This is a genomic window from Stomatohabitans albus (genome assembly GCF_036336025.1).
GTDB classification, from domain to species: Bacteria; Actinomycetota; Nitriliruptoria; order Euzebyales; family Euzebyaceae; genus Stomatohabitans; species Stomatohabitans albus.
The window spans coordinates 848,982-875,149 of record NZ_JAYKKE010000001.1 but is presented as its reverse complement, the minus strand read 5'-3'; the positions used below and the strand labels follow the sequence as shown (position 1 = coordinate 875,149).

At 51.7% G+C, this 26,168-nt stretch carries 28 protein-coding genes and 3 tRNA genes; 12 read left to right on the top strand and 19 right to left on the bottom strand.

Translation table 11 applies throughout. From position 1 onward, the window contains the following. Positions 1-1,754: 1,754 nt before the first annotated feature. The 10 genes from lysS to VCU37_RS03915 all read right to left on the bottom strand — a co-directional run bounded on the left by lysS (position 1,755) and on the right by VCU37_RS03915 (position 10,120). Positions 1,755-3,296, bottom strand: coding sequence for a lysine--tRNA ligase (gene lysS / locus VCU37_RS03960; RefSeq protein WP_336249320.1), 1,542 nt, complete (start codon positions 3,294-3,296; stop codon positions 1,755-1,757). Positions 3,297-3,354: 58 nt separating this feature from the next. Then, positions 3,355-4,275 (bottom strand): dihydropteroate synthase, encoded by a 921-nt coding sequence (folP, locus tag VCU37_RS03955; protein ID WP_336249319.1) that lies wholly within the window; start codon positions 4,273-4,275, stop codon positions 3,355-3,357. Positions 4,276-4,427: 152 nt separating this feature from the next. Next, positions 4,428-5,036, bottom strand: a complete 609-nt coding sequence (folK, locus tag VCU37_RS03950; protein ID WP_336249318.1) for a 2-amino-4-hydroxy-6-hydroxymethyldihydropteridine diphosphokinase — start codon at positions 5,034-5,036, stop codon at positions 4,428-4,430. Between the two features lie 25 nt (positions 5,037-5,061). Beyond that, a complete protein-coding gene (folB, locus tag VCU37_RS03945) occupies positions 5,062-5,484 on the bottom strand; it encodes a dihydroneopterin aldolase (protein WP_336249317.1) in 423 nt (140 codons plus the stop codon). Further along, positions 5,481-6,116, bottom strand: a complete 636-nt coding sequence (gene folE, locus VCU37_RS03940; protein WP_336249316.1) for a GTP cyclohydrolase I FolE — start codon at positions 6,114-6,116, stop codon at positions 5,481-5,483. The genes folB and folE overlap by 4 nt, the downstream gene beginning before the upstream one ends. Further along, positions 6,116-6,673, bottom strand: a complete 558-nt coding sequence (gene hpt, locus VCU37_RS03935; protein WP_336249315.1) for a hypoxanthine phosphoribosyltransferase — start codon at positions 6,671-6,673, stop codon at positions 6,116-6,118. Before hpt ends, folE begins: the two co-directional genes overlap by 1 nt. Positions 6,674-6,683: 10 nt before the next feature. After that, a complete protein-coding gene (locus VCU37_RS03930) occupies positions 6,684-7,283 on the bottom strand; it encodes a malonic semialdehyde reductase (RefSeq protein WP_336249314.1) in 600 nt (199 codons plus the stop codon). A gap of 26 nt (positions 7,284-7,309) precedes the next feature. Continuing rightward, positions 7,310-8,599: a tRNA lysidine(34) synthetase TilS gene (gene tilS, locus VCU37_RS03925; protein WP_336249313.1), complete on the bottom strand. Its 1,290-nt coding sequence runs from the start codon at positions 8,597-8,599 to the stop codon at positions 7,310-7,312. Then, positions 8,550-9,605, bottom strand: a complete 1,056-nt coding sequence (locus tag VCU37_RS03920) for a zinc-dependent metalloprotease (protein WP_336249312.1) — start codon at positions 9,603-9,605, stop codon at positions 8,550-8,552. The genes tilS and VCU37_RS03920 overlap by 50 nt, the downstream gene beginning before the upstream one ends. Positions 9,606-9,607: 2 nt before the next feature. Then, complete coding sequence (locus VCU37_RS03915) at positions 9,608-10,120, bottom strand: phosphoribosyltransferase (RefSeq protein WP_336249311.1); 513 nt, start codon at positions 10,118-10,120, stop codon at positions 9,608-9,610. 81 nt (positions 10,121-10,201) lie between these two features. Between VCU37_RS03915 and VCU37_RS03910 the strand changes: the two genes are divergently transcribed. After that, positions 10,202-10,777, top strand: coding sequence for a phosphatase PAP2 family protein (locus VCU37_RS03910; RefSeq protein WP_336249310.1), 576 nt, complete (start codon positions 10,202-10,204; stop codon positions 10,775-10,777). Here the strand turns inward: VCU37_RS03910 and VCU37_RS03905 are convergent. Next, positions 10,746-11,798, bottom strand: coding sequence for a hypothetical protein (locus VCU37_RS03905; protein ID WP_336249309.1), 1,053 nt, complete (start codon positions 11,796-11,798; stop codon positions 10,746-10,748). The genes VCU37_RS03910 and VCU37_RS03905 overlap by 32 nt on opposite strands. 833 nt (positions 11,799-12,631) lie before the next feature. Here VCU37_RS03905 and VCU37_RS03900 point away from each other — a divergent pair. After that, positions 12,632-13,213 (top strand): hypothetical protein, encoded by a 582-nt coding sequence (locus VCU37_RS03900; RefSeq protein WP_336249308.1) that lies wholly within the window; start codon positions 12,632-12,634, stop codon positions 13,211-13,213. An 84-nt stretch (positions 13,214-13,297) separates the two neighbouring features. Here VCU37_RS03900 and VCU37_RS03895 read toward each other — a convergent pair whose 3' ends face one another. Both VCU37_RS03895 and aspA read right to left on the bottom strand, forming a co-directional pair. Then, a complete protein-coding gene (locus VCU37_RS03895; RefSeq protein ID WP_336249307.1) occupies positions 13,298-14,161 on the bottom strand; it encodes a hypothetical protein in 864 nt (287 codons plus the stop codon). A 108-nt stretch (positions 14,162-14,269) separates the two neighbouring features. Continuing rightward, entirely contained in the window at positions 14,270-15,721 is a 1,452-nt protein-coding gene (gene aspA / locus VCU37_RS03890) for an aspartate ammonia-lyase (protein ID WP_336249546.1), read from the bottom strand. A 140-nt stretch (positions 15,722-15,861) separates the two neighbouring features. Between aspA and VCU37_RS03885 the strand changes: the two genes are divergently transcribed. Then, positions 15,862-15,937: transfer RNA gene (locus tag VCU37_RS03885), tRNA-Thr, on the top strand. Between the two features lie 179 nt (positions 15,938-16,116). Here VCU37_RS03885 and VCU37_RS03880 read toward each other — a convergent pair. The 5 genes from VCU37_RS03880 to VCU37_RS03860 all read right to left on the bottom strand — a co-directional run bounded on the left by VCU37_RS03880 (position 16,117) and on the right by VCU37_RS03860 (position 19,091). Next, on the bottom strand, positions 16,117-17,571 hold the full coding sequence (locus VCU37_RS03880; protein WP_336249306.1) for a catalase: 1,455 nt from the start codon (positions 17,569-17,571) through the stop codon (positions 16,117-16,119). Positions 17,572-17,575: 4 nt separating this feature from the next. Next, a complete protein-coding gene (locus VCU37_RS03875) occupies positions 17,576-18,019 on the bottom strand; it encodes a Fur family transcriptional regulator (protein ID WP_336249305.1) in 444 nt (147 codons plus the stop codon). A 279-nt stretch (positions 18,020-18,298) separates the two neighbouring features. Continuing rightward, positions 18,299-18,372, bottom strand: a tRNA-Phe gene (locus tag VCU37_RS03870). A gap of 35 nt (positions 18,373-18,407) precedes the next feature. After that, positions 18,408-18,482 (bottom strand) — tRNA-Asp (locus VCU37_RS03865). A gap of 162 nt (positions 18,483-18,644) precedes the next feature. After that, a complete protein-coding gene (locus VCU37_RS03860; RefSeq protein ID WP_336249304.1) occupies positions 18,645-19,091 on the bottom strand; it encodes a Fur family transcriptional regulator in 447 nt (148 codons plus the stop codon). A gap of 75 nt (positions 19,092-19,166) precedes the next feature. Between VCU37_RS03860 and VCU37_RS03855 the strand changes: the two genes are divergently transcribed. Further along, positions 19,167-20,084, top strand: a complete 918-nt coding sequence (locus VCU37_RS03855) for a GNAT family N-acetyltransferase (RefSeq protein WP_336249303.1) — start codon at positions 19,167-19,169, stop codon at positions 20,082-20,084. A gap of 68 nt (positions 20,085-20,152) precedes the next feature. Here VCU37_RS03855 and VCU37_RS03850 read toward each other — a convergent pair whose 3' ends face one another. Continuing rightward, positions 20,153-20,785 carry a hypothetical protein gene (locus tag VCU37_RS03850; protein WP_336249302.1) on the bottom strand — a complete coding sequence of 211 codons (633 nt, stop codon included), beginning with the start codon at positions 20,783-20,785 and terminating at the stop codon, positions 20,153-20,155. 111 nt (positions 20,786-20,896) lie between these two features. Here VCU37_RS03850 and VCU37_RS03845 point away from each other — a divergent pair, with 111 nt between their 5' ends. The 8 genes from VCU37_RS03845 to VCU37_RS03810 all read left to right on the top strand — a co-directional run bounded on the left by VCU37_RS03845 (position 20,897) and on the right by VCU37_RS03810 (position 26,157). Beyond that, complete coding sequence (locus VCU37_RS03845; RefSeq protein ID WP_336249301.1) at positions 20,897-21,853, top strand: ArsR family transcriptional regulator; 957 nt, start codon at positions 20,897-20,899, stop codon at positions 21,851-21,853. Then, positions 21,850-22,173, top strand: a complete 324-nt coding sequence (locus VCU37_RS03840) for a DsrE family protein (RefSeq protein ID WP_336249300.1) — start codon at positions 21,850-21,852, stop codon at positions 22,171-22,173. The genes VCU37_RS03845 and VCU37_RS03840 overlap by 4 nt, the downstream gene beginning before the upstream one ends. Beyond that, complete coding sequence (locus VCU37_RS03835) at positions 22,170-22,523, top strand: hypothetical protein (RefSeq protein WP_336249299.1); 354 nt, start codon at positions 22,170-22,172, stop codon at positions 22,521-22,523. The genes VCU37_RS03840 and VCU37_RS03835 overlap by 4 nt, the downstream gene beginning before the upstream one ends. Continuing rightward, positions 22,520-22,897, top strand: coding sequence for a hypothetical protein (locus tag VCU37_RS03830; protein ID WP_336249298.1), 378 nt, complete (start codon positions 22,520-22,522; stop codon positions 22,895-22,897). Before VCU37_RS03835 ends, VCU37_RS03830 begins: the two co-directional genes overlap by 4 nt. A 44-nt stretch (positions 22,898-22,941) precedes the next feature. Continuing rightward, positions 22,942-23,256 (top strand): DUF4333 domain-containing protein, encoded by a 315-nt coding sequence (locus tag VCU37_RS03825; protein ID WP_336249297.1) that lies wholly within the window; start codon positions 22,942-22,944, stop codon positions 23,254-23,256. A 5-nt stretch (positions 23,257-23,261) separates the two neighbouring features. Beyond that, the gene (ygfZ, locus tag VCU37_RS03820) at positions 23,262-24,128 is read left to right on the top strand and encodes a CAF17-like 4Fe-4S cluster assembly/insertion protein YgfZ (protein WP_336249296.1); all 867 of its coding nucleotides are present in this window, start codon (positions 23,262-23,264) and stop codon (positions 24,126-24,128) included. 64 nt (positions 24,129-24,192) lie between these two features. After that, the gene (locus tag VCU37_RS03815; protein WP_336249295.1) at positions 24,193-24,708 is read left to right on the top strand and encodes an inorganic diphosphatase; all 516 of its coding nucleotides are present in this window, start codon (positions 24,193-24,195) and stop codon (positions 24,706-24,708) included. A gap of 18 nt (positions 24,709-24,726) precedes the next feature. Further along, positions 24,727-26,157 (top strand): peptidoglycan DD-metalloendopeptidase family protein, encoded by a 1,431-nt coding sequence (locus tag VCU37_RS03810; protein WP_336249294.1) that lies wholly within the window; start codon positions 24,727-24,729, stop codon positions 26,155-26,157. Positions 26,158-26,168: the final 11 nt, after the last annotated feature.

The following is a 26,168-nucleotide window of genomic DNA, read 5'->3' as shown; positions in this document are numbered from 1 at the left end:
CCCAGGCACGTGCACACTCTGGCACGGTCGCGGGCATTGCCTGCCTGGGCACGTTCGCCTGCCGCCATCCATGGCGGCAACCCGGCTCACTGAACTCGCCCATCCTGGGCTCCTATCACCCCGGCACACAACGCCCACGCCCTCAGCCAACACCCACCCAACCAGGGCTCCTATCACCCCAGCACACAACGCCCACGCCCTCAGCCAACACCCACCCAACCAGGGCTCCTATCACCCCAGCACACAACGTCCTCACCCTCAGCTGAGCTGCTTATTGTGTTATCCCAGCACCATTCCCACAGGAGCACCTATTTATCTTTTTCAACTGCTCCCAAACTGTCGAAATATTGCCTTTCCAAACAACATATAAGTCATGGCAAAAATAACTAATGGAATGACAGGCCATAACAGAAATGAAGATGGAGATATGGCCGAAGTAAGTGTGTTGGAAAGAACAATAGCAGATGAAATTACCATTGATTGGAGGTGAATCCCGCTCTGAGCCTCGTTGCATCGCCATACTGCCGCTAAGCATAACAGTATAGACAAAAATAAAGCAACAGAGTAGTAATATGAATTACTATTTGATTTTAAAATCACATTAATTAGAATCCCATTAGCAAACATAGAAGTAGCTAAATAGAATGCAAATATGAGAATATTCCGAATACTCATACCGCCAATCCCTTCCCTACAACCATTACCAAACGTACGGTTTCTGACGCTTTATATGACGGCCATGCCGTTTGGAATACTTAAGAGAACTCATCTTTACCTGCACATAAGGATGCCTACAATAGGCATAACACTCCCTTATATATAGTAACTACTTTATAGATAGAACAAAAAGAGCGTATCACAAAACCAAATCTCACTTATACCAGAATCTATACGAAGACCAACTGGACACATACTACAATCATTCAATACAAACTAAAAGCCCTATTCAGCGCATAAAATATGACTTTAGTTATCTATCTATAATAGTGTTACCCATGGTCAAAATATGTACGTTCATGAGAACTCCTTTACCACATAAGTCGCCCGTCCATATACCTGCAATGCGCAGTTAACGAGCCCCACCGCTGACGCGAGGTTCCAGGCCATCACCCCGTATCCACTACAACACCGATCCCCATACACATCTAGCCCAAAGCACCCCGACACGATCACACCCAGGCACGGGCACACTCTGGCACGCGCACACCCTGGCACGGTCGCGGGCATTGCCCGCCTCGGGCACGTTCGCCTGCCGCCATCCATGGCGGCAACCCGGCTCACTGAACTCGCCCATCCTGGGCTCCTATCACCCTGGCAGACAACGCCCACACCCTCAGCCAACACCCACCCCAGCAGGGCTCCTATCACCCCAGCAACCAACACCCACACCCTCAGCCAACACCCCGCCTGCCAAACAATACCAGCACCCAATCACCTAGCCCAGGGCACTCCGGCACAGCCCCACCATTACGCGTCCACGCCCTGACACAGACCCCCTACCACAGGCGCAGACATTGCCCACCTCGGGCACACTCTGGCACGCGCACACCCTGGCACGGTCGCGGGCATTCCCCGCCTCGGGCACGTTCGCCTGCCGCCATCCATGGCGGCAACCCGGCTCACTGAACTCGCCCATCCTGGGCTCCTATCACCCTGGGAGACAACGCCCACACCCTTAGCCACTACCAGCCAACACCAACACCCCAAACTGAGGGTGTCACGCCATTGCTGTTTGCTATGTGTAGGGGTTTGGGTTAGAGGGCTTCGGGGCGCAGGCTTGGGAAGAACAGCACATCTCGGATACTGGCCGAACCCGTGAGCAACATCACCAGGCGGTCAACGCCAATACCCAAACCACCGGTAGGTGGAAGGCCGTATTCAAGCGCACGCAGATAATCGTGGTCCATCATCATCGCTTCGTCATCACCCGCAGCCTTAGCCGCCACCTGGGCTTCAAAACGCTTGCGCTGATCATCCGGGTCAGCTAATTCGCTGAACCCGTTGGCTAACTCACGCCCACCGATAATCAGTTCAAAGCGTTCAGTCAACTGCTCATGATCACGATGAACATGGGCAAGGGGGCTTACCTCAACGGGATAGTCCGTGACAAAAGTCGGGTTAATGAGCGTGTGCTCAACCAGCTCGTCATACAAATTGAACAGCACCTTGCCTGGGCCAGCGCCGGCAGGCACATGCACCTTGTGGTCATCGGCAATCTTCACAAGCACATCACGGTCGGTATCTACTGATACTTCCTGGCCAACCGCTTCACTCACCAGTTCAGCCATCGGGCGACGGGCCCACTTACCGCTCAGATCAATCGTGTACTCCGTACCATCTGGGCCTGTTTGCACCGCAGTCATGTGTCCATTGGCGGCTTGGGCACAACGCTGAATAATGGCCTCAGTCATATCCATCACCCGTTCAGCGTCGGCATAGGCCTCATAGGTTTCTACCATCGTGAACTCTGGATTATGGCGCGTACTCAATCCTTCGTTACGGAAGGTGCGACCAATCTCGAATACTCGGTCCAAACCACCAACAATCAAGCGCTTGAGATAGAGCTCAGGGGCAATACGCAGATAAAGCTCCATATCCAGCGCGTTGTGGTGCGTGATAAATGGTTTCGCCGTTGCCCCACCCACAATCGGGTGCAAGAGCGGCGTTTCAACCTCAATGAAGTTCTGGCTCAGTAGCTCGGTGCGAATTGCGTTGATAATCGCTGACCGCTTGACGAATACCTGACGAGAATCGTCATTCACGATCAAATCCACATAGCGCTGGCGATACCGCGTATCCGTGTCACTCAAACCATGCCATTTGTCTGGCAGCGGGCGGAGCGCCTTAGAAATAATGGCCAGCTCAGCCACACGGATACTCAACTCACCGCGCTTGGAACGGATCACTTCGCCGCTGGCACGAACCCAGTCACCAACATCAAGTATGTCATCGACAATGGTCATGGTCTCGTCACCGACCGCAGCCTTTGACACCATAAATTGGATATCAACGCCGCGTTCACGCACATCAAGGAACACTAACTTGCCGTGTCCACGCCGGTTCACGACCCGGCCAGCCACCGTGACAACGTCACCTGATCCCTCACCAGGTTCAATACTGTCCGCATACCCAGTGACAACATCTCCAATCTTGTCACTCACGCCTACACCAGCGGGCCACGGGTCAAAACCCCGTTCGCGTAATGCCGATGCCTTTGCACGACGCTGACCGATTAGCTCAGCCAGGGTGCCGGCGTCATCTCCAGAGGGTTGGGCAGAATCTTGTGGCTCACTCATGGGCGCTAGGGTACAGGTGAAAACCCTGTACCGAAACGAAATAGCACCGAAAGCCCCGTTAAGTTCCGAGAACCGGAGGCCAATCCAATGGTTCTCCGGCGTCGATGGCCTGCATCATACGGATAGCCTGAATCGTCTGAGCCACGTTATGTACACGATGAATCTGGGCACCCATCATCGCTAAAAAGGCTGACAGCGTCGTCGTGCCTGGATCTCGGTCCAATGGGTTACTTACCCCTGTTGCCGCACCAATAAAGGATTTCCGGCTTATTCCCACCAGTACATTTAAGCCGCTAGTCGTAAAGAGCGTCAGCTTCTGAATCAGTTCAAAATTATGGCGCACAGACTTGGCAAAACCAAAACCAGGGTCAAGCACAATCTGATCCTCATCAAACCCGAGGTCAAGGAGCGACCCTACGCTCGTGTGAAAGAACTCATCCACAGCATCAACAATCCCCTCAGGATAATCAAGATGCTCTGCGGACTGCATCTCCTTTGGCGTAGAACGTGCGTGCATCAACACATACGCCGCGTCATAGTTAAGACACACCTCAGCAACACTCATGTCTGCTAAACCGGACACATCATTGATAACATGCGCGCCCGCCTCCAAGACCTCACGGGCCACATCTGCTGAGCACGTATCTACACTCACAATCATCCCTGCATCAACACAGCCTTGGACAACTGGAATGAGGCGTTTAAGTTGCTCTGCATTGGATATGCGCTCAGCCCCAGGACGTGTAGATTCAGCCCCAATATCAATAATGTCAGCGCCGTCCTCGTGTAATCGTTGTGCATATTCGAGAGCGGCTTGGGGATGATTGTCCGGATACAGCGGTTTTGTTCCAAATGAATCAGGTGTGACGTTAACGATGCCCATAATCGCTGGGCGAACCTGCGTTTGAATCGTTACTCCACCGCGTACACGGAGGTTTGGTGCTTCAGGGATTTCTACTTCGTCAATTGCGGTAGTCATGATTCCTTTCTCAAACGGTAAAAACGTTTTAACGCCCTGAGAAACGGGCGTTTATAACGTTCTGTACCCATTAAGGGGTTATTAGTAATGCAAGGCCCCAGACCACAGGTCTGGACCATTTAGGTTGGGCTCACGAGGCCAAAGGTGTGCGCTTACGGCGAATGAGCGGTATCGATGATGGTCTCGAGAGGTCCAATCTTCGCCAAGCCTTGAGCCTGCGCATTGTCATGAAATTGGGTTGACTCCATGTGAGACCGAACGGAGTGCCCGCAAGATAAGCGAGGATTGGCTAATTCAAGCCACGGTACTAATACAAAGAGCCGCGACGAGGCGAATGGATGTGGAAGTTGCAATGTTGCGGACTGAAGTGCGATTCCTTCAATCGCAAGAATGTCGATGTCGATAGTACGTGCGGTCCAATGTCCAGTACGCACTCGTCCAAGACGGTACTCAACTTCTTGAGTCGCCTTTAACAAGGATAGCGGTGAACGAGTTATCTTGATTTCAACGACAAGATTTAAAAATGACCGGCCCTGCGTACCAACAGGATCAGCCTTATAAACATTGGATATTTTTGTGATCTGAACTCGAGGAATTGATGACAACTCTTCTATCGCACGCCGCAAATATCGCGCACGATCACCCACATTGGACCCCAGCCCTAGCCAAGCGGTACGCGGCGCCCCAAAGGGGATAAACCCGCGAAGGGCCGGAATCGTTCGTCCTGCAACGCGCAAATCGTGTTGCAAGTCCGTAATCATCACATGCTCCAAATACTGATTTAGTTCACCAGATACGTGAGGTATAGGCGTCGCGGACGCGGTTAACGGTCACACTGACATCACTAACCAATTCGCTAATAGGTGCCTGAGGTTTATGCACGGTGATCGCAACGGCATGGATAGATTCGTACGAACCCATAATTTCGTCTGCGATGGTCCCTGCAAGCGCTTCAATGAGTCGTACAGGTTCATCTCTCACAATATTTGCGATCATCTCGGCAAGTTGACCGTAATCAATCGTGTGCGATAGATCATCACTCATAGAGGGTGTAAACAGGTCTACCTTGGCTGCCATATCCACGATGAAGGTTTGTGGCACGATCTGCTCATGGGGCATAACACCATGGCTGGCCCGAACCTGAAGGCCAGTAAGACGAATCTCATCAAGTGGCATCACGTCGTCGTCAGACTTTGAATGTTCAGTCATAACCGTCCTCCGTGGATTAATGACATGACCTCGGCACGAGTCCTGGGATCAGAGCGCATCAGTCCACGCACCGAACTGGTCACGGTTATCGCGCCTGGTTTTCGCACACCTCGCATATTCATACAAAGATGTTCTGCTTCAATTTGTACGATAACCCCTCTGGGAGAAAGTTTCTTTTCGAGCACATCGGCAACTTCGGTCGTAATTCGCTCTTGAAGTTGCGGACGTTTAGCGACCACATCCACTACCCGCGCAATTTTGCTAAGTCCGGCAATATGCCCGTCCTTGTTGGGAAGATAGCCCACATGAGCTTTCCCAAAAAAGGGGATCAAATGATGCTCACACACTGATGCAAACGGAATATCACGAACAAGAACAATGTCTTCGTGTCCTTCATTAAACGTTGTATCAAGGACATCTGCCGGGTCGACAAGTAGCCCGGCAAAGATCTCGTCATACATGCGTGCGACACGATCTGGGGTACCCACAATGCGTGGATCATGAACATCTAGGCCCAGTCCTTGAAAGATCATTTCGACCCCATTACGGATCTGTTCGTGATTGAACTGGCCGCGTGGCTCAGCATTTGTAGCAACCCGAATCCGATTAACGGAATCGGCTGGCGAACCCATTAGGCGTACACCTCCGGCTTCAGGATGCCCACATAGGGGAGATTCCGATACCGTTCAGCAAAATCGAGACCGTACCCGACCAAGAACTCATTTGGACATTCAAACCCAGTCCATGAAATATTGAGATCAACTTGAACTGCCTCTGGTTTGACCAATAAGGAACAGAGTTCCAAACTTGCGGGTTTACGATTGCGAAGATTCTTCAGCAAGAAATGCAAGGTCAACCCGCTGTCAACGATGTCTTCAATGACCAGTACATGCTTACCTTCTAGTTCAATATCCAAATCCTTGAGAATCCGGACGACACCACTGGATTTCGTTGCTGCCCCATAACTAGAAACAGCCATGAAATCCACGGCTGCATTGACTGAGATATGGCGAATCAAATCCGCCATAAAGATGAAGGAGCCCTTCAACACACTGACGATCACAATGTCCTCAATGCCACGCTCTTGATATGTGGCTGATATCTCATCACCGAGCTCTTTAACCCGCCTGGCGAGATCTTCTTCAGCAATGAGAACGGACTGAATATCAGAATGCGAAGGGCTGCTCATGCCTTAAAGACTATTTACCTGCTGGCAGAATCACACTGCTTGCGTCCAAACGAGGACCACGCGGGTAGTACGCCTCAACATCAGGGTGACCGACGCCGGTAACCATGAACGGAAGGTAACGCTCAGACGGCATCAACGTGGCCTTAATCTTGTCAAAGTCAAAACCAAGCATGGGGCCAACAGCTAAGCCGTGAGCACGCAGACCTGCGACCAAGTAACCAGCTTGCAACCAAGCGTTAGAAATGGCCCAATCTTGGCGCATTGGGGCATTTGCCTCCAGCACAGGGGCAAAGCCTTCACCGTGGGGGTGCTGACTTGGCAAGTAGGTGTGGAAGTCAAGGTCAGCGGCCAGAATCAGGTTGAGGTTAGCGCTCTTCACCTTGGCCTTGTTCGTGTCCATAGCAGCCTCAACGAGGGCATCTTGTGCCTCACCAGGACGCACGGTGAACATACGCATGGGCTGGTTGTTCATAGCGGTTGGGCCCCACTTAATCAAGTCCCAAACTTCAGCTAGTTCCTGGTCGGTGACCTGATAGTCCGTGTATGCGTTGGCGCTATGTGCTTCCAAGAACATGGCGTCCATAGCTTTTTGATCAATGACAAATGACATGGTGTTACTCCTAAACAAGGGGTTTCTTACAATTGATGGCTTTGGGTAATTGCAATCCATTGCACATTAGCCCCTAAACGTCCTATAGGCAGGGTGCTTACAGGACCAATGGCCACTACGTTACCAGCAGCAGTATATACAACAGGTAGTTGCTTACGCAACGATTTTTCAAAATACTCAAAGATTCCTTTGTGCACACTATCAACTGGTAGCCGATAGCGCACCCGTACATCTCGAATATTAACATCCCTGTAAATAGGCACTTTCCAAGGTAATGGATGGGTTTTAAGCGGATCGAAATCACGGTGCACGTGGTCAGGAAAATGTACGGGCGGGTCAACTTTATTAATTGACCACGCAATCTTCTTAGGGCCGATAAGCCATCCGAACCGGTCCCGGGCTGCCCATCGTCCTCCCTTAATATCTATGCGCTCTCCGCGTTGAAGCCGTGCTATACCATCGGCCAACTCGCGACTCACATCATGACCAAGGGCACGATAAATCAATTCTTTTTGCACGATCGGTGCAGATTCGTCTGAAATGCGCTGAATCGAACCCCAAGATGGCCCCACATAGGGAGCAATAAGGTGATCAATAAGCATCCGTTGTTGTGCCTGGAGCGCAGCTAGGCGACTGATTGCGGGTACCGCACTTTGTTTATCGGGTCGTGCATAGCCCAAAACTGGCAACAATTGGTGCCGAACATAGGCACGCCGTTGGTCAAGATCAGTATTAGTAGGATCTTCTACCGTTGGAAAACCTTGGGATAAGTTGCGAACTGCTGCACGAGGCCAATGCAGTAGTGGCCGGATAATCGTCAGCCCTACCCGCGCTGAAACTGGCTGCATACCAGCCATCCCGGATGGGCCAGTACCTCTAACAAGGCGAAGAATGACTGTTTCAGCCTGGTCATCAGCGGTATGAGCGAGGGCAAGGTAAGGCGTATTGAGTTGCTCACCTGCTGCGACGAATGCGGCATATCGTGCTTGGCGAGCCCGATCCTCAGGCCCATTCGCCCGTTCAATATCGTCCCATTTTGCTTGGACCTCCAAGAATGGACGGTTGAGCAGTTGCGCGGTTTCTTGGGCTGCACGCCTATCGGCTTCATCATCTCGAAGTCCATGACGGACATGCACCATATGCCAGTCATGATTCGGATAGGTTCGAACCGCCCATACCGCTAACCCCGTGCTATCGGCACCACCCGATAGGCCGACCATAATCCGTGCGCGTTCAGGAATAGGCACCATCGGATCAGCCATTGGTTCAAGCACCGATACGTTCCATCCAACGCTCAGGGTTTGTAAGCTCGTCAATAGTAGGAAGTGTGGTTGGTGCCTCCCACATCTTGTTGACAAGATCAACTCCACCGTGCTGTGCAATCACCCGCATAAAGGCATACCCAGCCGTCGCATCAATGCGGCTAATACCCATACCGGGTAGGACCTGTGTCAAGCGAAGAATCACATGGTGTCCAGCAACTTGAGAAGCCAATACCTGCTCAACGAATGCGCCGTCAAGATCCATCGCATTACAAACTAAGGATGTGATATAGGTGCAATAGCCATCAATAGCCGCCATTAGTGCCTGCCCAGCATAAATAGCCCGCACTTGGCGTGGCGTGAATACAACATTGCCCCAGTCATAGGGTTCAATACCTACTGGTGCATTCGCATCATTCAGAAATGTGCTAAAGCGTTCTATTGCCTTCATAAACGCTTTGTCGTACCCGTCAATCTCTCGAATGTAGGTATCGAGCAGTGATAGCGCATACGGCCTCACCCATTCCAACCCTTCAAAAAGTGTTCGACTGGTAAGTTGTGTGCTTAACACACCATTGAGTATGTCGTGTGAACGCTGCCCAAGACGCTTTACCAACGCGGTCAGGTTAGGACCAACCACCCAAGTACGACCGCTCGTATGAGCCGGTGGAATAAACAGTTCATGCTGACCAATTGTTTTGGCTGCGTACAGTCCAGTAGTCGCGCCAAGGTTGTGTGCCCACAACCGCCGACGCACAAGATTGGGAAAGCGACTGGCACTTGCAAGGGTGAATGTATGTGGGTCGGCGATCGCGCGCATCGAATCGAGGCTGGCTTCAACGATTCGTTTTCGACTTGTTACATCTACAACTGGGGCCGGTAGGTCAGCCCCAAGCTGTGCTACCTCACGGACAACCGGATCAACCTCATGAGCTCGTTCACGAACAAGTAGATGGAGCAGGTCAATCTGCTCAATATCTAAAGCCGGTACAGCGCGAGTATGGGCGTACCTGATACCCCACCGTGTTGCTTCAGCCCAATCAAGGAGAGACGGCAACACAACTAGGCGTCCTTGACGCTACCTTCAAGAATTGGAGGTTTCGCTGACCACGGGAAGATAATCCACTCATCGGTTTGTCGCCAGACATACTCACAATCAATCGTTGAATGTGGTTTTTGATAAAGCACCGCAACTCGGACATCTGCGGCAACCGTGTCTAAGTAGTCGAGAACTGAACCCATCGTGCCACCAGTGTCTGCAACATCATCAGCGATCAATACCCGCTTGCCAGCCAGGGTTTCTTTCGGTGGGGTAGGCGGCAACAACACCGGCTCGGGAAGACGCTCTTCAACACCGGTATAAAACTCCACGTTGACAACACTTACTTCTTTGATACCCAGGCGATACCCAAGGCATGCGCCGAGCGGCATACCACCACGGGCAACGCTCAAAATGACGTCAGGGATGAATCCATCCTTAGCAACCATCTGGGCGAGATCTTCAACGGCATCGCCATACCCTTCCCAGCTCAGCACTTCTCGTTCGTTTCCAGCGACATTGTCCTGATCAGTCATTCCCCAATGATGCCGCTATTCATGAGGCCTAGCCGAAAACAATAGGCATTGCGCCCATTGACGCACCGATAAGGTTGAACCATGATGCTATCCGTGTGGCTAACCAATCCCGTTGACTGGGCAATAACCCAAGCCGTTGTAGCTACGCGGACAGGGCTCGGTGACGCCATTTTTTGGCCCATCACAACATCAGGTAATTTTGCCTGTATCTGGATCGTGCTGGGCGCACTGTTATTGGGGTGGGCATGGGTGCAATCACCGTCAGCCGCGCGGCGCCAAAGCCTGGCTACCGGCTTAGGGGTGTGGACGGCGCTTGGACTCTCTCAACTTGTCGTTGAAGTCACCATTAAGCCGCTGGTTAACCGCCCCCGACCGATTGCGGTCAACCCCATCTGGAATCACCTTGACATCACCACGGTGCACTCCAGTTTCCCAAGTGGGCACACGGGATGGGCCTTTGCCGTTGTGCCCGTGCTCTGGGCGTGGGACCCACGTGCAGGAAAGGTCGGACTGGTATTTGCTGTATTGATGGGGTTTAGTCGTATCTATGTGGGTGCCCACTGGTTTACTGATGTCATTGTGGGCGCAGCCATCGGCACTGCCTTGGGAATATTCGTTGTTTGGGCTATCCGACGTCTATTCCTTTCCAGTCTTTAATCTGGCCTTTAAGTTCTTCGGCACGGGCAATGAGATGGTCTCCTACCATGTCGCGCTGGCTCGGGTCTACCTCATCTAAACACGCCATAGCCGCACGCACACTCAGATACGCAGCCAGGTACTCTTGCGCTTCAGTAAACGCATCGGTCCATGTGGCAAGTGCCCCAAGGCCGGCGTCACTTAAGCGTTCATAGTGACCATGCACGTATTCTGCCGCACGAGGTTCCTGCTCAAGGTTCAATAATGTGGAAACAAAAATTGGGTTGAGCTCTGGGGTTTGGGTGATAAGCCCCACGAGGCGTTCTGCTTCTTGCTGCTGCGATTCAATGTCAGGCCAACTCAGCGAAATCATGTGATAGGCAACCGGAATCGGCATCGCCACAAAGAACGTGCGCGCGAGGGCTTGCATCTTCTCGGTATCGTCAAGCTGACGATATGCCGCGTGGCGAATCACGGCAGTATCGGGCCAAAGCGCCTGTTCATCAGTGATCTTATCCAAACGCTCCAGTGCTTCTTCTGGCCGGTCGGCAGTGACATACAGTTCACTCACCCGAAACCAGTCTTCGTCACCCATCTCAGGGGTATTGGCCTTCACGAACGCCTCAAACTCCTCCGGATCACCCTGGAGGCGAATAATGCCGCCCGTTAAATGGAGGTACAGCTCGTTCTCATGTTGTTTCGGTTCAACAACCTGACGGGCTGTAGCTAAGACGGCTGGGCTTGAATCAAGAAACATATTCTGGACGAGATACAAGCGAACCCCGTCTTCATCATCTTCAAGGACACTGAGGAGATCCGCGATCGCAGCGGCTGGACGGGGATGTTCACCGATGGCCGTTGCTAAGAAATGGGTGAGGACACCCGCAAATTCTTGGGCCTGCTCGTCGCCGGTTTTGGCTGTCTCTAACCAATCTTGAGGACCAGCAAGGAGTGCTATCAACCCTGGCACCTGGTCATTGGCATCAGCGCTGGTTTTAACAATCTCATCGAATTTGGCTTGGGCTTCGCTCAGGGTAAACATGCCCGCCACCTTAGCGAGGTAAGAGCTTTCCTTATGGAAACCAGCAAAGAAGTGCAGCTCTGATTAAGCAGAACCGGATACATTATCTTTTCTTTACCTTAGTTCCTTTGTGATAAGGACGAATCGCTTGGTACAAGAGCGATGCCCAAATCAGACCGTTCTTAGACAGGAGGACAATAACACGAATATTTTAGCAGCGACCCTCGCAGGTGCACTCGCAATGGCACTTACCATCCCGAGCCTCCCCGACCCAACAACAGATCAATATCGTTTAGAGGACCCGACTCTCACAGAATTAACCCCGGCCGATGAAACCGCAGAAGCTTCCATAGAAGCCATTGCCCCACTCGAACTTGATGATGAATCAATTTTGCCAATAGCAGAAGATGACGACTATCCGCTTCTCCCAGCCCAAAAAGTGATAGTCACGGGGAGAGCAAGATCAGATAATCCGCATAAGTCTGGAAACACTACGTCAGGACACGGCTGGTGGTACGAGGCAAGGGGCGTTAAAAGGGGCTTAGTCTCAAACACATTGTATGGGAAGGGGTTCTTGGGATGGTACTCGGTAAGCCAATCACCAACCCTCCTACTTAAACCGGGGGGAGGTAGGGGGAAACGAACCAATGCTCGGGCAAAGTGCTGGGGAAGTGGTTTGTACCTGTGGAAGAATACGACCAGGCTAGACCTACCTCTGAAACCTGGCGACGTCCCCATCAAACCGGGATTTCACTCCTCTACTGCTCGTGTCGATTGTAAGCCTTGGAAATAAATTTAGATCATGAAACTTACCACTGGCCTCCTTTCAATATTTATGCAATCTCTAATTTGTTGTGCATTTACAGGTTGCAGCACACACACCGAACCAAGGACGTATTGAAACATCTGGCGACAATACTGGTCAGTTTGTGGAGGCCAGTCCACTTCCCAAAACCATCGATGCAAAAATCAAACGAGGATCAGAATCTCTAAATCTCTCACCAGCAGTAGTGAAGAATACTGATGCAGATTTTGAACTATCGAAGATACCCACATCTGTCGTGTGGAATGAGCTTTTGATTGAGAATTCCGAGGAGGTGATCGTGTCTGTTTATTCTGACACCCCACCAGTGTCAGTCGATATTTCACGAATAGATGGACCGGTTGACGTAAATGGCCTTCCAAAAGGAGGCCCTGAAACTCCACCAGACTATTCTGAAATACTCTGTGAGCAATCAGGACCGCGTACCTGCGCTGCTATTACTTCGGAAAACATGATTGACTTTTCTTTTAGTGAATTGCCTAATCTCATCAATAACAACGAGGTCCGAATCGCGATAATAGCCAGCTGGGAGAGACTGAACGATACGAACCGCATCGATGGCAGTGAACGAGTGTGGCTCATTCACCTAAAGCATACTCCGGAAGGCATGTGAGCATCCCTTTTTCTGCTCAACCCATCTTCAAACCAGACTTAAAGTACTCAAATACCTTCCTATTTAAATTCTTATCGTTATTTATCAATCTCTTAATTCGAAGGATGAATTGGGTAAGACATCAAGAATTAATAAGAAACCGGATGATGAGTATTGACGAAATGAACTACGCATCATCTCAGCTACCAATCCCAAGTGAATATCATCCACATCTAAAAGAGAAAATAGTGCAAAGTATTCATTATAGCGTTCGAGTGATACTGAATTTATATAGTTTCGAATCACGGACTCACACGTATGCGAAAATGAGCTATTCTCTACCAGAATCTCATCGCATCCCCCCAATTTCCTATCTTTGATATCAACGTCGCTAATACCAATATAAATCTCCTCATCTTCAAGATAAGGCAAAAGCAATTTGCTTATCACACTCTTAATCGATATTTCCCCAATTGAATGCGTAATTAGTCGAGCACGGACAATTCGACGGACAGAGGGGTTCGTCTCTCTAAGGCAACAGGCCATGATCCGTTCCGATAGGTAGTTAACATCCTGACATTTTCGACTGCTTGGCACAAGGATGGCAATCTGTTCTATATCCCACACCCCGGCAACTTCCATCATTTTAGAGGTACAGGAAATCACTCGATCCAGGTAAATAAAGCTATCTTCATTTTTACTGAAACTATGGTCCAAACAAGCCGCAGATCCTCGTATCGATCGCGTCCCTGGTTCTGGATTAAAAAGATAGTTGCAATCATGAAGTTGAATTCCATCCCTACTATATCTGTAGTCAGCAATATCAAATAATCGTGAGTATCGAGCATAGATATCAGAAGCGAATTCAGGATCAAATGTTCCGGCATCAATCAAGGATTGAAATATACTATTAAATGTCAGACTCCCAGAAATTTGTACTGCAAAAGCATGCGGGTTAGCTATATCCATTTTCCAATCCTTTCAATCAGGCCTTTACCTCCATCGATTTATAATAAGACAGGCCATTATCTGGTTAAACTTCTCAAGTGCCAGATCGAGAATACTTATAGAATAAGCCTAATACCGCGGGCCCTTGTAGCGAGGATGGAGGAGATTCTCAATGGAGAAAATCTCATCAATCTCTTCTTCGGTGAGCAAGCCCTTTTCCAGAACCACCTCACGCACCGTTTTACCGGTTTCAGCACACTCACGCCCGATAAGGTCACCGTTATGGTGGCCAATGATGGGGTTCAGGTAGGTCACCAGCCCAATCGAGTTCATCACCTGCTCACGGCATACCTCAACATTGGCGGTAATGCCTTCGACACAACGGTCACGGAGGTGGTCAACCGCCCTGGTAAGCCACACCAGACTCTCATGCAGGCATTGAATGAGCACCGGCTCCATGACGTTGAGCTGAAGCTGTGCAGCTTCTGCTGCCATCGTGATACACACGTCATTACCAATCACCTTGAAACACACCTGGTTCACCGCTTCAGGAATAACTGGATTGACCTTGGCCGGCATGATTGATGAACCCGCCTGCATTTCAGGCAGATTGATTTCATTGAGCCCAGCACGAGGACCAGAACTCAACAACCGCAGGTCGTTACAAATCTTTGAAACACGCACGGCAAGGCGTTTCGCTTGGGCGTGCACCGTCACAAACACTGCCGCATCAGACGTCGCCGCAATAAGGTCAGGGGCGCTCATAATGCGCCAGCCCGTCACATTCTTTAGGTGGTTAATAACTGTTTCTTTATAGCCCTCAGGGGTGTTAATCCCACTCCCAATAGCAGTACCGCCGAGGTTCACGCTCAGCAGTTCTTCAATACAGCGTTCTAAACGGAAAATCTCATCATCCATCAGCGCGGCATAGCCATTGAACTCTTGTCCGAGCGTCATCGGTACCGCATCTTGCATTTGGGTTCGCCCCATCTTGATGACATGGGCAAACTCCGTGCCCTTGGCCCGCAACGCTGACCGCAACCGACCAACAGCATCATTTAGCTCACGCACACGCATATAGACGGCTAACCGGATACCCGTTGCATACGTGTCATTCGTTGATTGACACGCATTCACATGGTCATTGGGATTGATGATGTCATACCGACCTTTTTCCACGCCACGATTAGCAAGGGCAAGGTTGGCAATCACTTCATTGGCATTCATATTGACACTCGTCCCCGCCCCGCCTTGAAGCTGGTCAGTAGGGAACTGGTCTAAGCACTTGCCTTGATTCAAAATCATGTCACAGGCCGCAACAATGTCATCAGCCACATCTGCCGGAATCGTGCGTAACTCTTTATTCGCTAACGCAGACGCCTTTTTAACCAACACGATGCCCTTAATAAGAAGTGGATTGTCACTCGTGGTTCGACATGTGAGGTTAAAGCTGTTCATCGCGCGCATCGTGTGCACGCCGTACCATGCGTCGTTTGGTACTTCCATCGGGCCAAGCAGGTCAATTTCTACCCGTGTACCCGGCGTTGCTGTTACTGACGTTTCTGCCTGATCAACTGACATCATCAATTCCTACAGTTAGACCTATTTGTTCGCGCACAATACCCCTTTTGCGGGCACTTATCTAACCGAAGGACCGAAGATAGCAACCAGGAGTTTTTCACTCACAACAGCCCTAATGCTGCTATAATTCCACCCTCCCCGCCGAGTTAGCTCAGTCGGCAGAGCGATTCACTCGTAATGAATAGGTCAAGGGTTCGATTCCCTTACTCGGCTCCACATTCCAAAGGCCCGCAGCATCCGTTGTGGGCCTTTGTTATTCCCTGTGGTCTACCTGTTGTTACCCCATTCCGGTGTTGGATCCGACGCATAGAAACGCGTCCAGCCCAACACCTTGAGGGGAAACAAGTGAGGGCAAGCCCGCAGGCCTGCCCCCATGAGATTGGGTGTGCTCAGGCTTAGCCTGCACGCACGGCCGCTTCAATGGCGTCACCGACCTCGGTGTCGATATTGCGCCAATATTCAAATACGCGACTGAGCACCGGATCTTCAACACCGGCGAGTGAGCCGGCAACCGTTTCAACGAGCGCAGCACGCTGGTCATCGTTGTACACATCACGCACAAGAGTGTGGGCCTGACCCCAGTCGTCATCTTCGGCGTGCAAGGTGTAGGCCGCCCGCACCATCGTGCCGTCTGCTTCCCAGCCATTTTCTACAGGGCCTTGGTCATCTTGGTAGGCCCGACCGAAGGAGTTCGGTGCGTACACCGGTGCATCACCACTGTGGTGATACTGCATGGCACCTTCCTTATCGTAGGAGTTCACCGGGCAAACTGGTGCATTCACCGGAATCTGGTTGTAGTTCGTACCGATACGGTTGCGCTGGGCATCCGGATAGGAGAACACCCTTGCCAACAGCATCTTGTCCGGTGATACACCCGTCCCTGGCACCGTGTTCGACGGTGAGAATGCGGCCTGTTCAATCTGCGCAAAGTGGTTGGTTGGGTTTTCGTTCAGCGTGAGCTTGCCAACCTCGATGCGTGGATAATCCTTGAATGGCCACACCTTGGTAAGGTCGAACGGGTTAAAGCGATAGTTCTTCGCATCCTCATAGGGCATGATCTGCACGTGAAGGGTCCAGCTTGGGAAATCACCCTTCTTAATAGATTCAAAGAGGTCACGACGATGGAAGTCCGCATCTTCACCGGCAAGTTTGGCGGCCTCATCGTTGGTGATGTTCTCTACCCCCTGGTCACTCAAGAAGTGATACTTCACCCAGAACTTCTCACCTTCGGCGTTCACCCACATATAGGTGTGTGATGAGTACCCATTCATGTGGCGCCATGTGCGCGGTAACCCTCGCTCACCCATCAAGTAGGCCACCTGATGGGCTGTTTCTGGGGAAAGGGTCCAAAAATCCCACTGCATCGTTGCATCACGTAAACCGGAGTCAGGTAAGCGTTTTTGGGAGTGGATAAAGTCAGGGAACTTCATCGGATCACGCAAGAAGAACACAGGCGTGTTGTTCCCCACCATGTCAAAGTTGCCCTCTTCGGTGTAGAACCGCACAGCAAATCCACGAACATCCCGCCAGGTATCAGGCGAACCCAGTTCACCAGCCACGGTGGAGAAACGATGCAAGACCCGTGTCGTTTTACCTGGCTGCAAGAAGTCCGCTTTTGTGTACTTGGACACGTCGCCGGTGACCACAAATTCACCAAATGCACCGGAACCCTTCGCATGTGGACTCCGCTCAGGTACCCGCTCTCGGTCAAAACGCGCAAGTTTTTGTACAAGGGCCACATCGTGGAGTAACAAGGGGCCATCAGGTCCCAAGCTCAACGAATGAGCATCTGAGCCACGTGGCTCGCCGGACTCGGTGGTAGATGGTTTCGTAGGATCAAAGGTAGACATACCTTCACTGTCCTTTCTCAAGGTTGTTCTCGACGTCTTGACAAGCCGGGCACAGCCCCCGATAGACCACATCAGCAACATCGATACGGAATCCCGTATCGGTTGAAGGTGACAGGCAAGGTGCACTGCCTACCGGACAAGAAACATCTTCGAACTTGCCACACCGCCAACACCACACATGATGGTGGTTGTCATCTGCGTCTATCTCGTAATGGGAGCCGCGCCCTTGGACGATTACTCGTCGCAATATATGAGCCTCTGTCAGCACGGCCAAAACGTCATAAATAGTTTGTCTGCTAATTGAACCCAATCGCCTACGAACTCCATCTGCTACCTCGTCAGCCATGAGATGTTGATGGTCACGGACAACCGCAAGTACCGCCAGTCGTGGCTCAGTTGCCCGAAGCCCATTAGCCCGGAGCATCTCACGATCGTGTTCAGTGCTCATGTCAACGACCATAGCGAAATAAAATGGACATCATCCAGACTGGACCCCTATCAAAGGTCACATTTCATTCGAAACAGCCTGGTTATGAGCCTCTCTGATGTGCTCTCTAAACTCTCTTTTGACAAGGTTTTTGCATTCTGATCAGCGATGCGCCTATAAGCCTTCGCACCACCTCATGGCATCTCTGCTGGGACCAGCCACCTTGTTGCGGTGCAGAGAAAAGGATGTAATGCAGACAGCAAAAAGCCGCCCGTATAAGGCGGCTGTTCACATACATCGTGGTCAGGGGCGGGGTCGAACCGCCGACCTTCCGAGTTTCAGTCGGACGCTCGTACCAACTGAGCTACCTGACCTTGGACATATCGCCGGTGTAAGACACTTGGCGAAGCGGACCCGACGGGCTTCGAACCCGCGACCTCCACCTTGACAGGGTGGCGAGCACTCCTGGCTGCTCCACGGGTCCAAGGGGTTTTATATAATTCCGCCTTCACACGTGCTCAAGCGGAAGGAGGATTGTAGCCCCTTCGTAGTGTCCTTTGCACTAGATTTTTAAAAAATCTTTCGTAATTGAGCTACCACTAGACACCCGTTCCGCATCAATAATGCGCACATACACCCAAGCACCCTATTTCAGGTGATTGTGCATACAATTCCCACACACACCGTTGAGTACAAGGTTTGCGCGCTGAACTTCAAACCCGTGGTCGGCTTTGATGTGGTCCAAGAGTGGTTCGAGTGTGTCTTTCAGCGGGTGGTGATAGACCGCTTCACATTCGGTGCAGTGCAAATGCAACTCGGCATCGCCTGATGCTACTGCCCAGCGTCCTGGCAAGGTGCCAATTCTCACCTCGTGGACAAGACCAAGCTCATCCAAAATGGTTAACGTTCGGTAGACACTTGCCAGATTGATTGCAGGCAAAATCTTCTGGGCTTCTGCACACAATTCTTCGGCGTTCACATGGGTTTCAGATTCTTCAAGGACCTGACATACCGCCATGCGAGCAGCCGTAACTCGATAGCCGGCCTCTCTCACACGGAGAATAAGGTAACCGGGAGGTAACTTCTCGCTCATATCTAAAAGTATGTCTGACTTCACCAGATGGCGCGATCTCGACCCTTAATTTCTAGCAAACAGGAGTATGTAAGCATGGCTTTTCATTCACCCGCCGTATTTACCCAGTTCACACCTGAACATCTGCGTGTTGTTCGAACAATCCTTGCTGAACACCCGTGGGAATTGGGCGAGCAACAGCAATACCAACTCAACGAAAGCGCTTCAGGATTTATTGGGCTCCTCAACGAGGCAAATCAAACCTATGCCCATATTCGGTTGACAGGGCAACCCAACCCGGTAGCGGTGATTGAGATCACATCCGTGACCCAAGATCCTGATACCTATGTGGAAGCCGCCAAACATGCGCTAACAGAAACGGCCGCCAGAGTGCAGGGCCCGGTCCACCTATGGCGACATCGCCCGTTCCCTGTGGCACTTGACGACCTTGGACTGACCCTAGAACGGTCTTTGGCACATATGCAACGCGATACCAGCGATTTGCCAGGGGTTCCTCCAACCCCACCTGGCGTGCTTATTCGCCCATTTACTTGGGATGACCTTGATGCCTTTGTTGAACTCAATAACGCCGCGTTTGCACATCATCCTGACCAGGGTGGGTGGACAAGGGACCTTGCGCAAGAACGACTGAGACAACCCTGGGTACGATTCGACCAGCTCTTTATTGCCCAAGAAACCAGTCAATCATCTGAACCTGGAAAACTCTTGGCCTTTCACTGGACAAAACAACATGAAACCCAAGAAGGAAAGCCAGCCGGTGAAGTATATGTGATTGGGGTCCATCCTGATGCGCAAGGCCGAGGATTAGGGAAAGTCATGTTACTTACCGGCCTGCACGCTCTTGTTACCAGCGGCGCCCAACTGCTCGATCTGTGGGTAAATGAAGCTGAAACAGCCCCCATGCGCCTATACACATCAATGGGATTCACCGTCGCTGAACGATCAGAGTGCTTTGAAGGTCATACATCAACCAACATGAAGCGACAGGATTAGCAGGCACTGGCATTCACTCTGCCGCTCCCAAACCCCGATGCACCTGGGGTTTGCGGCACACCTGGCCTTTACATCGGGTCAACGCCAGGCCGATAGGGCCGCCGAGGTGCCTGTAACCAGCGGTCAGCAAGGGCCTTGCGGTGGCGTTCTCCAAGGATGTCTGCATCAGGGCCGGGTCCGGTTAAGAACGTCACTGAGGAAAGGAGCGTCTCGAACTCCTCACAGGACACCCCATTGGCAATCAGCAGGTGTATTCCGTCTTTGACATACGCGCCAACTCTGAGCGGGCGGTCACTCACACCGCACCGACCCAATGTCCATTCTCCATGCTTACTAGGCCAAATCGGCTCACCACTGAGTGCAGCCATCACTGCTCCCGTTGGGAGTGTGCCATGTTGTTTACGGAACTGGGCGAAGAGGAGTGGTGTTGCCACTCGCATAACCAAATCATTGATATCCACACCATGCGGTGCGGCAACAACCGTGATGGAACGGTCACCAGCAGCTGAATAGGTTACGCGCACTTCATGGAACGTATTTTCATGAATACCAGCCCATACATCCACTGGCGCCCACCGTCGTGGCCCCGCCGGAATCATCGCCAATGGGAAGGGCAGATACGCCATAATCCGGGGAATCTCGATAACGCTGTCATCGGCCTCGATGGCGGTTTCTAACGATGTGGTCTGAAGGTCAATCATGGGGTGCTCCGTACGTCTCGCTTCCTTATCGGTACCATCTCAGCGAACCTGACCCTCTTATTCGTTATTCACGTGCAAGACTGGGGGTATGGGTAAGGATAGGAATCAGCTATGCAAGTGAGTGACACGATCACTGATTCACCAACACGCACCCAGATTCTCGATATTTTGCGTGGTTCCCAAGAAGGGCAAACCGTTAAAGATGTGGCTGCCATGGTGGGCATTCACCCCAATGTGGCAAGGACCCACCTCACGAAGTTGACGCAAGCCAAGCTTGTGTCCTATACCGAACAGCGTCGTGAACAAGGTGGACGCCCTGCCCGTATCTATCGTGCGGTGCTCTTTACACCTTCTGAGCAAGAAACAGCAACATCCACCACACAGTCCACCCCGCTCGTTATTGCGTTTCTTGTTGCGCTTGTTGAACGAACCAGTTCACATCATGGTGAACCACCTGACCGACTATCATTAGGGTGGACGCTTGCCAAGACATTAGGCAATGCGCACCTTGCGGGGTATCAATCGCATCGCAACCAGCCCATCGGACAGATAGCAACAACGATAGCTAACGCCCTGTCGGCCTATGAACCAACCATTGCCGTTCGTGCGAAAACGGCTGACTGGGCTGAAGTCGTTGGGTTTGATCACCTTGCGGCACCACTCGCAAACCATGATGAAGAACTTGCGAAAGTATTTATTAATGGGCTCATTGTGGGTGCTGGCGATGCTCTTGGCACTCGCTTGGATATTGACAACAACACGATCCCAGATTCAACGATCCGTATCCGCAAGGCGGCCAGTCGTGGCCAATATGTGACCGCCCATGTGCACGCCACATTAGATACACGAGGTATGGACCGCGACGATGCCGTTGTTGAAGCGATGCGAACCATGACGACCCTCAATAGCGGTGAGTTGCTCGAAGTACTCTGTGAAGGCCCAGGGTCGCCGGCTGCCTTTGCCCGCTGGGCAGACCGTGCAAACCACGATTTATTAAGTGTGGATCGTTCCCAAGATCATCTTGGCCAACCTGCAATCCGCCTCTTATTCAGAAAGGCCGATTCATGACCCATCGCACCCATGTGACGGTGCTCCTCAGTTCCTCACGCGTCAGTGGCATTGATATTGCGTTATCACTGGCAGAGGCCCATCCTCAACTTCTTGTGGTGTTGTGTGATGCCGCAACACCGTTGGCTCGCCATGACCATCCAAATGCGGCCTTAATTCAAAATCTGTTACACCAGCAAGTCACCGTTTATGCTGAAGCGGCGGCGTGTGCCCGTCGAGGCATTGACCACAAACGATTGGCGGACGGGGTCACGATGGTTGATACCAATACCATCGCCGATGAGCTTGTTGATGCTACAACGAAGGTGGTGTGGCTATGAATACGACCGTTGGTGTCATTCTCAATCAAGGGCAGGTCACTGAACGAACCATGACGTGCTTGAAGCTGATCACCCGGATGCTTGAACGGGGCGTCCATGTGCGTGTCTATGCCATCGACAATGCGACCCATCACACCTCCGGCTCAACCCCTTTTGCACGAGCGGTAACTGAGCTCATCCGAAGTGGTGGTGGCCGAGGTGCCTTGACCTGGCTTGTGGATGAAGCAAGCGCTGAATGTTTTGGACTGTGTGAAAACCAAACAAAGGGAGTGGTGCTCGGTAGCGCATCTGATCTATGGAATATTGTCACCGCTTCTGACCTGGTACTCACCTTGGGGGTGGATGCATGACAAAGAAAGTTGTTAGCCTGTTACGGCATGCCATTGGTGAGCCGGTCCATACCGACCCACGACTAGAAGCCAACGCTTACGCCGTCATGCGCAATGTTGATTTAACTGTCGTACTGACTGACTGTTCTGTAGAACTTGCCGCGGTCAATGCGCAGGTGGAAAGCCATTCGATTTCTGGTATTCAGTTTCCGGCCTCATCAACGCACTGTGACCTGGTGGGTCTCATTGAAAGCGGTGTTCAAGTGGTTGCCCTCAACGACTCACTTACAGCCGCTGGATTAACCCCTACGCACCTCGTACCAGGTGTCAACACCATAAATCGTGAGGAATTAGCGCAGTTGATTCATGAAGCTGACACGATTTTGACATGGTAAGCGTTAGGCTGTGTGTACTTAGTTGTTTTTGCTTGGAGGTCCCTATGCGCATCCGTTTCATTGCCCTCGCCATGTTGGCAGTCCTTGGGTTGGCCGCGTGCTCAACTCCGACCGCGGATAAGGCCGCATTGGCTAAAACGGTTGGGGATACCCTCACCGCCCAGATTGGCTCTCCCCAAACACCACAGGTGAACTGTCCCAATCCATTGAAATTAAAAGCTGAAGAGCAAACAATCTGCGAACTAGTTAACCCAAGTGACAGTCAAACCTATGAAGTGACCGTCACTTACAAGGGCCAGAATGACCAGGATGCACCGATTTATGACATCCGCGTTGCAAGTAGTCCCAAGAAAAGCTAATCCCCATGCCAACTTGGGCCCGTCACCTACGAGTGATACAGGTGCAAGGGCCTGACGCCCATCATCTGTTAAACCTCCTCCTTACCCAACAGCTTGTTGCGTTTGACTTACCAGCCGCACGTGAGTGGCTTTGGTTAGAGGCCAAGGGTGCGATCATTGCGGCTGGAACGGCGGTACTCCCTGATCCGGAGACCGCATGGCTAGTTGTTGACCAAGAATTAGAAACAACCGTTGTTGAACGACTCATTCGGTTTCGGTTTTCACTTAAAGCAGATATTGACGTCCGAACCGATTTGGCCGTGTATAGCGATCTTCATGCAGGTACGGCTCCTCCTGGCCCCTACCCCGAACTTACGCACGAAGGACACACCTGGATCGTTACCTACCCCTATGGATACCGCGATATCATCGCGCCCACCCAAACCGTTGCACCCCTACCCCTGGTTGAAGGATGGGATAATTGGCGGGTTAGTGCCGGTGTTCCACGTTGGGGACGTGAGATTATCGCCGGTACCCGGACCCAAGAATTAGGCCTGTTACCAACGCACGGTCATATGCAAAAGGGTTGTTACCCAGGCCAAGAAAGCATCGCCAAGATTTACAACCTCGGCGAAGTCCGCCGTGCACTGTGCTTACTCGAAACGCCTGAGCCAGTGCAGGTTGGTCAAATAATCACTGAGCAGAAACGACCCGCACCCATCACTTCTTCAAATGGGACCCATGCTTTAGCCATGATTTCATTAAATGACGGTAAAGCACCCGAAACAATTCCATTGGAACGTCAGTCTCTACCTGTAGTTGAGGTCATCGGAGCCAAGTGGGCTATTCCCGGCGGCTGGCGTAACACATCTGACAACACGCCATTGCATTAGCATCGTTGTCGGCCCATTTTGCGTTTTATCTTGTTCCCTTTTTCATCTCCTTGAAAGGTACCTAATGTCTATCGTCAATGTGTTTGTTGAGATCCCCGCTGGGAGTCATAACAAGTACGAATGGGATCACGAAGTCGGTGGCTTCGTCCTCGACCGTGTGCTGTTCAGCCCAATGTTCTATCCGGGTGACTATGGGTTTATTCCTAATTCGTTGGGCGGTGATGGCGATCCATTGGACGTTCTTATCCTCATGAGCCACCCCACATTCCCTGGATGCACGGTACCAACAAAGGTCCTGGGCATGTTAGACATGGCAGATGACAAAGGTGAAGACCAAAAAATCGTTGGTGTGAGTGCCAACGATCCTCGCTGGTCACACTGTGAAACATTGGCAGATTTACCACCGCACGTCCTGCGAGAAGTCGAACATTTTTTTGCTCGCTATAAGGATTTGGAAAATAAAGCCGTAGAAATTCGTGGCTGGCGTGATCGTGACGCTGCGGAATCTGAGATTGCTCAGGCACTCGCCAATTACGAAGCGGCTGATCCCAAACCGGCCATGCCTGGTCAATCCCATTAATCCTATGAGGTATCCGTTGTGAATTCCCGTATCGCCCTCGCCTTTGCTGCTATCGGCATTGGCGCTGGTTCTCTTGCCAACCCAGCCATCGGTCAAGCTGGCGGGTTCCAACATGTGCAATCTGAGCACCTTGGCGGACTGCAGTTTGTTGAACAAGGTTCTGAACAACCTGCACCTGCCGACAATTTGGGCGATACCTTTGCAGGCTTCGACGTTGGTGATTCCAGCGGTGATGACCAAGCCCTTCCACAACAACCTGTGGAGAACCTGGACGTCACCCCTGCCCAACCCGATGAGATGACCCAACGGGTTGAAGCTGAACCTGATGTGGTTGCGGCACGGACCAATGTTGACCGGTTGAGTGACTGGGTCAAAGAAACCCAAGCGAACCTTGAAGGCCGTACCCGCCGGTATGAAATCGCCCAAGGTCACGCCACTCGTTTGCTTGAAGAACTGCATGGCAAGCCAGATGAAATTCGGGCAGCCGCTAAGCGTATTCAAGAAGCTAAGGACGAACGCGCAAAGCTGGTGCGGACGGCCTACAAGTCACCGGCAACCATCACCAAGGCAGACCCCTTGTCTGCCGGTAATGCAACCAATATCAATGATTCATTACACAGCGGTGAATCAATCCGACGGGCGATTGAACGTGCTGATGAACACATCCGCCAGCTCGAACATGCAGCCTCCCTTGACCGTGAGAACTTCCAAATTGCATCAACATCTGCGCGTGCTGCACTTGCAGAAATCAATGAGTTAGAAGCGTCCAGTGAAGCATTAAATAAGGCACTTGAACAGGGCAATCAAAACCTGACCGAAGCTCGCGCAACCCTCGAAGCAACCCGTAAAGCTGCGCGTGCCCGCCTCGATGCTCAAGCTGCAGCTGAAGCGGCTGCCCGAGCAGCCCAGCAGGCGGCTCAACAAGCGCGCACGGTGAGCCCGGACGGTACACAGGTTGTGGTGAGCCCGATCCCCGCCCAAGCTCAAAATATGAACGCTGGTTGGGACTTGTGGCGTATGGCTACCATCAATGGCGCACAACAGGTCATGACTTGTCCGGTAGGACATCCGGTGAGCTTTATCGACTCTTGGGGCTTCCCACGTTCTGGTGGGCGAACCCACAAGGGTGTGGACATGATGGCCGCGAAAGGCACACCCATTTATGCCGTAGCAGACGGCCATGTTGAACGGGCGTACTGGAACCGGCTCGGTGGGCTCAGCATCAACTTTGTTGATTCTTTGGGACATAAGTATTACTACGCGCACATGGATGCGGTGTACGTCACTGATGGACAACAAATGAAGGTGGGTGACGTGATGGGTGCCGTGGGGAACACGGGCAACGCTCAGTCAACCCCTCCGCACTTGCACTTCCAATTCCACCCCAATCATGGCGGGCCTGTACCTCCATACGAGTTAACACGTAGCTTGTGCGGTCCTAACGATTAGCATTGTGCACG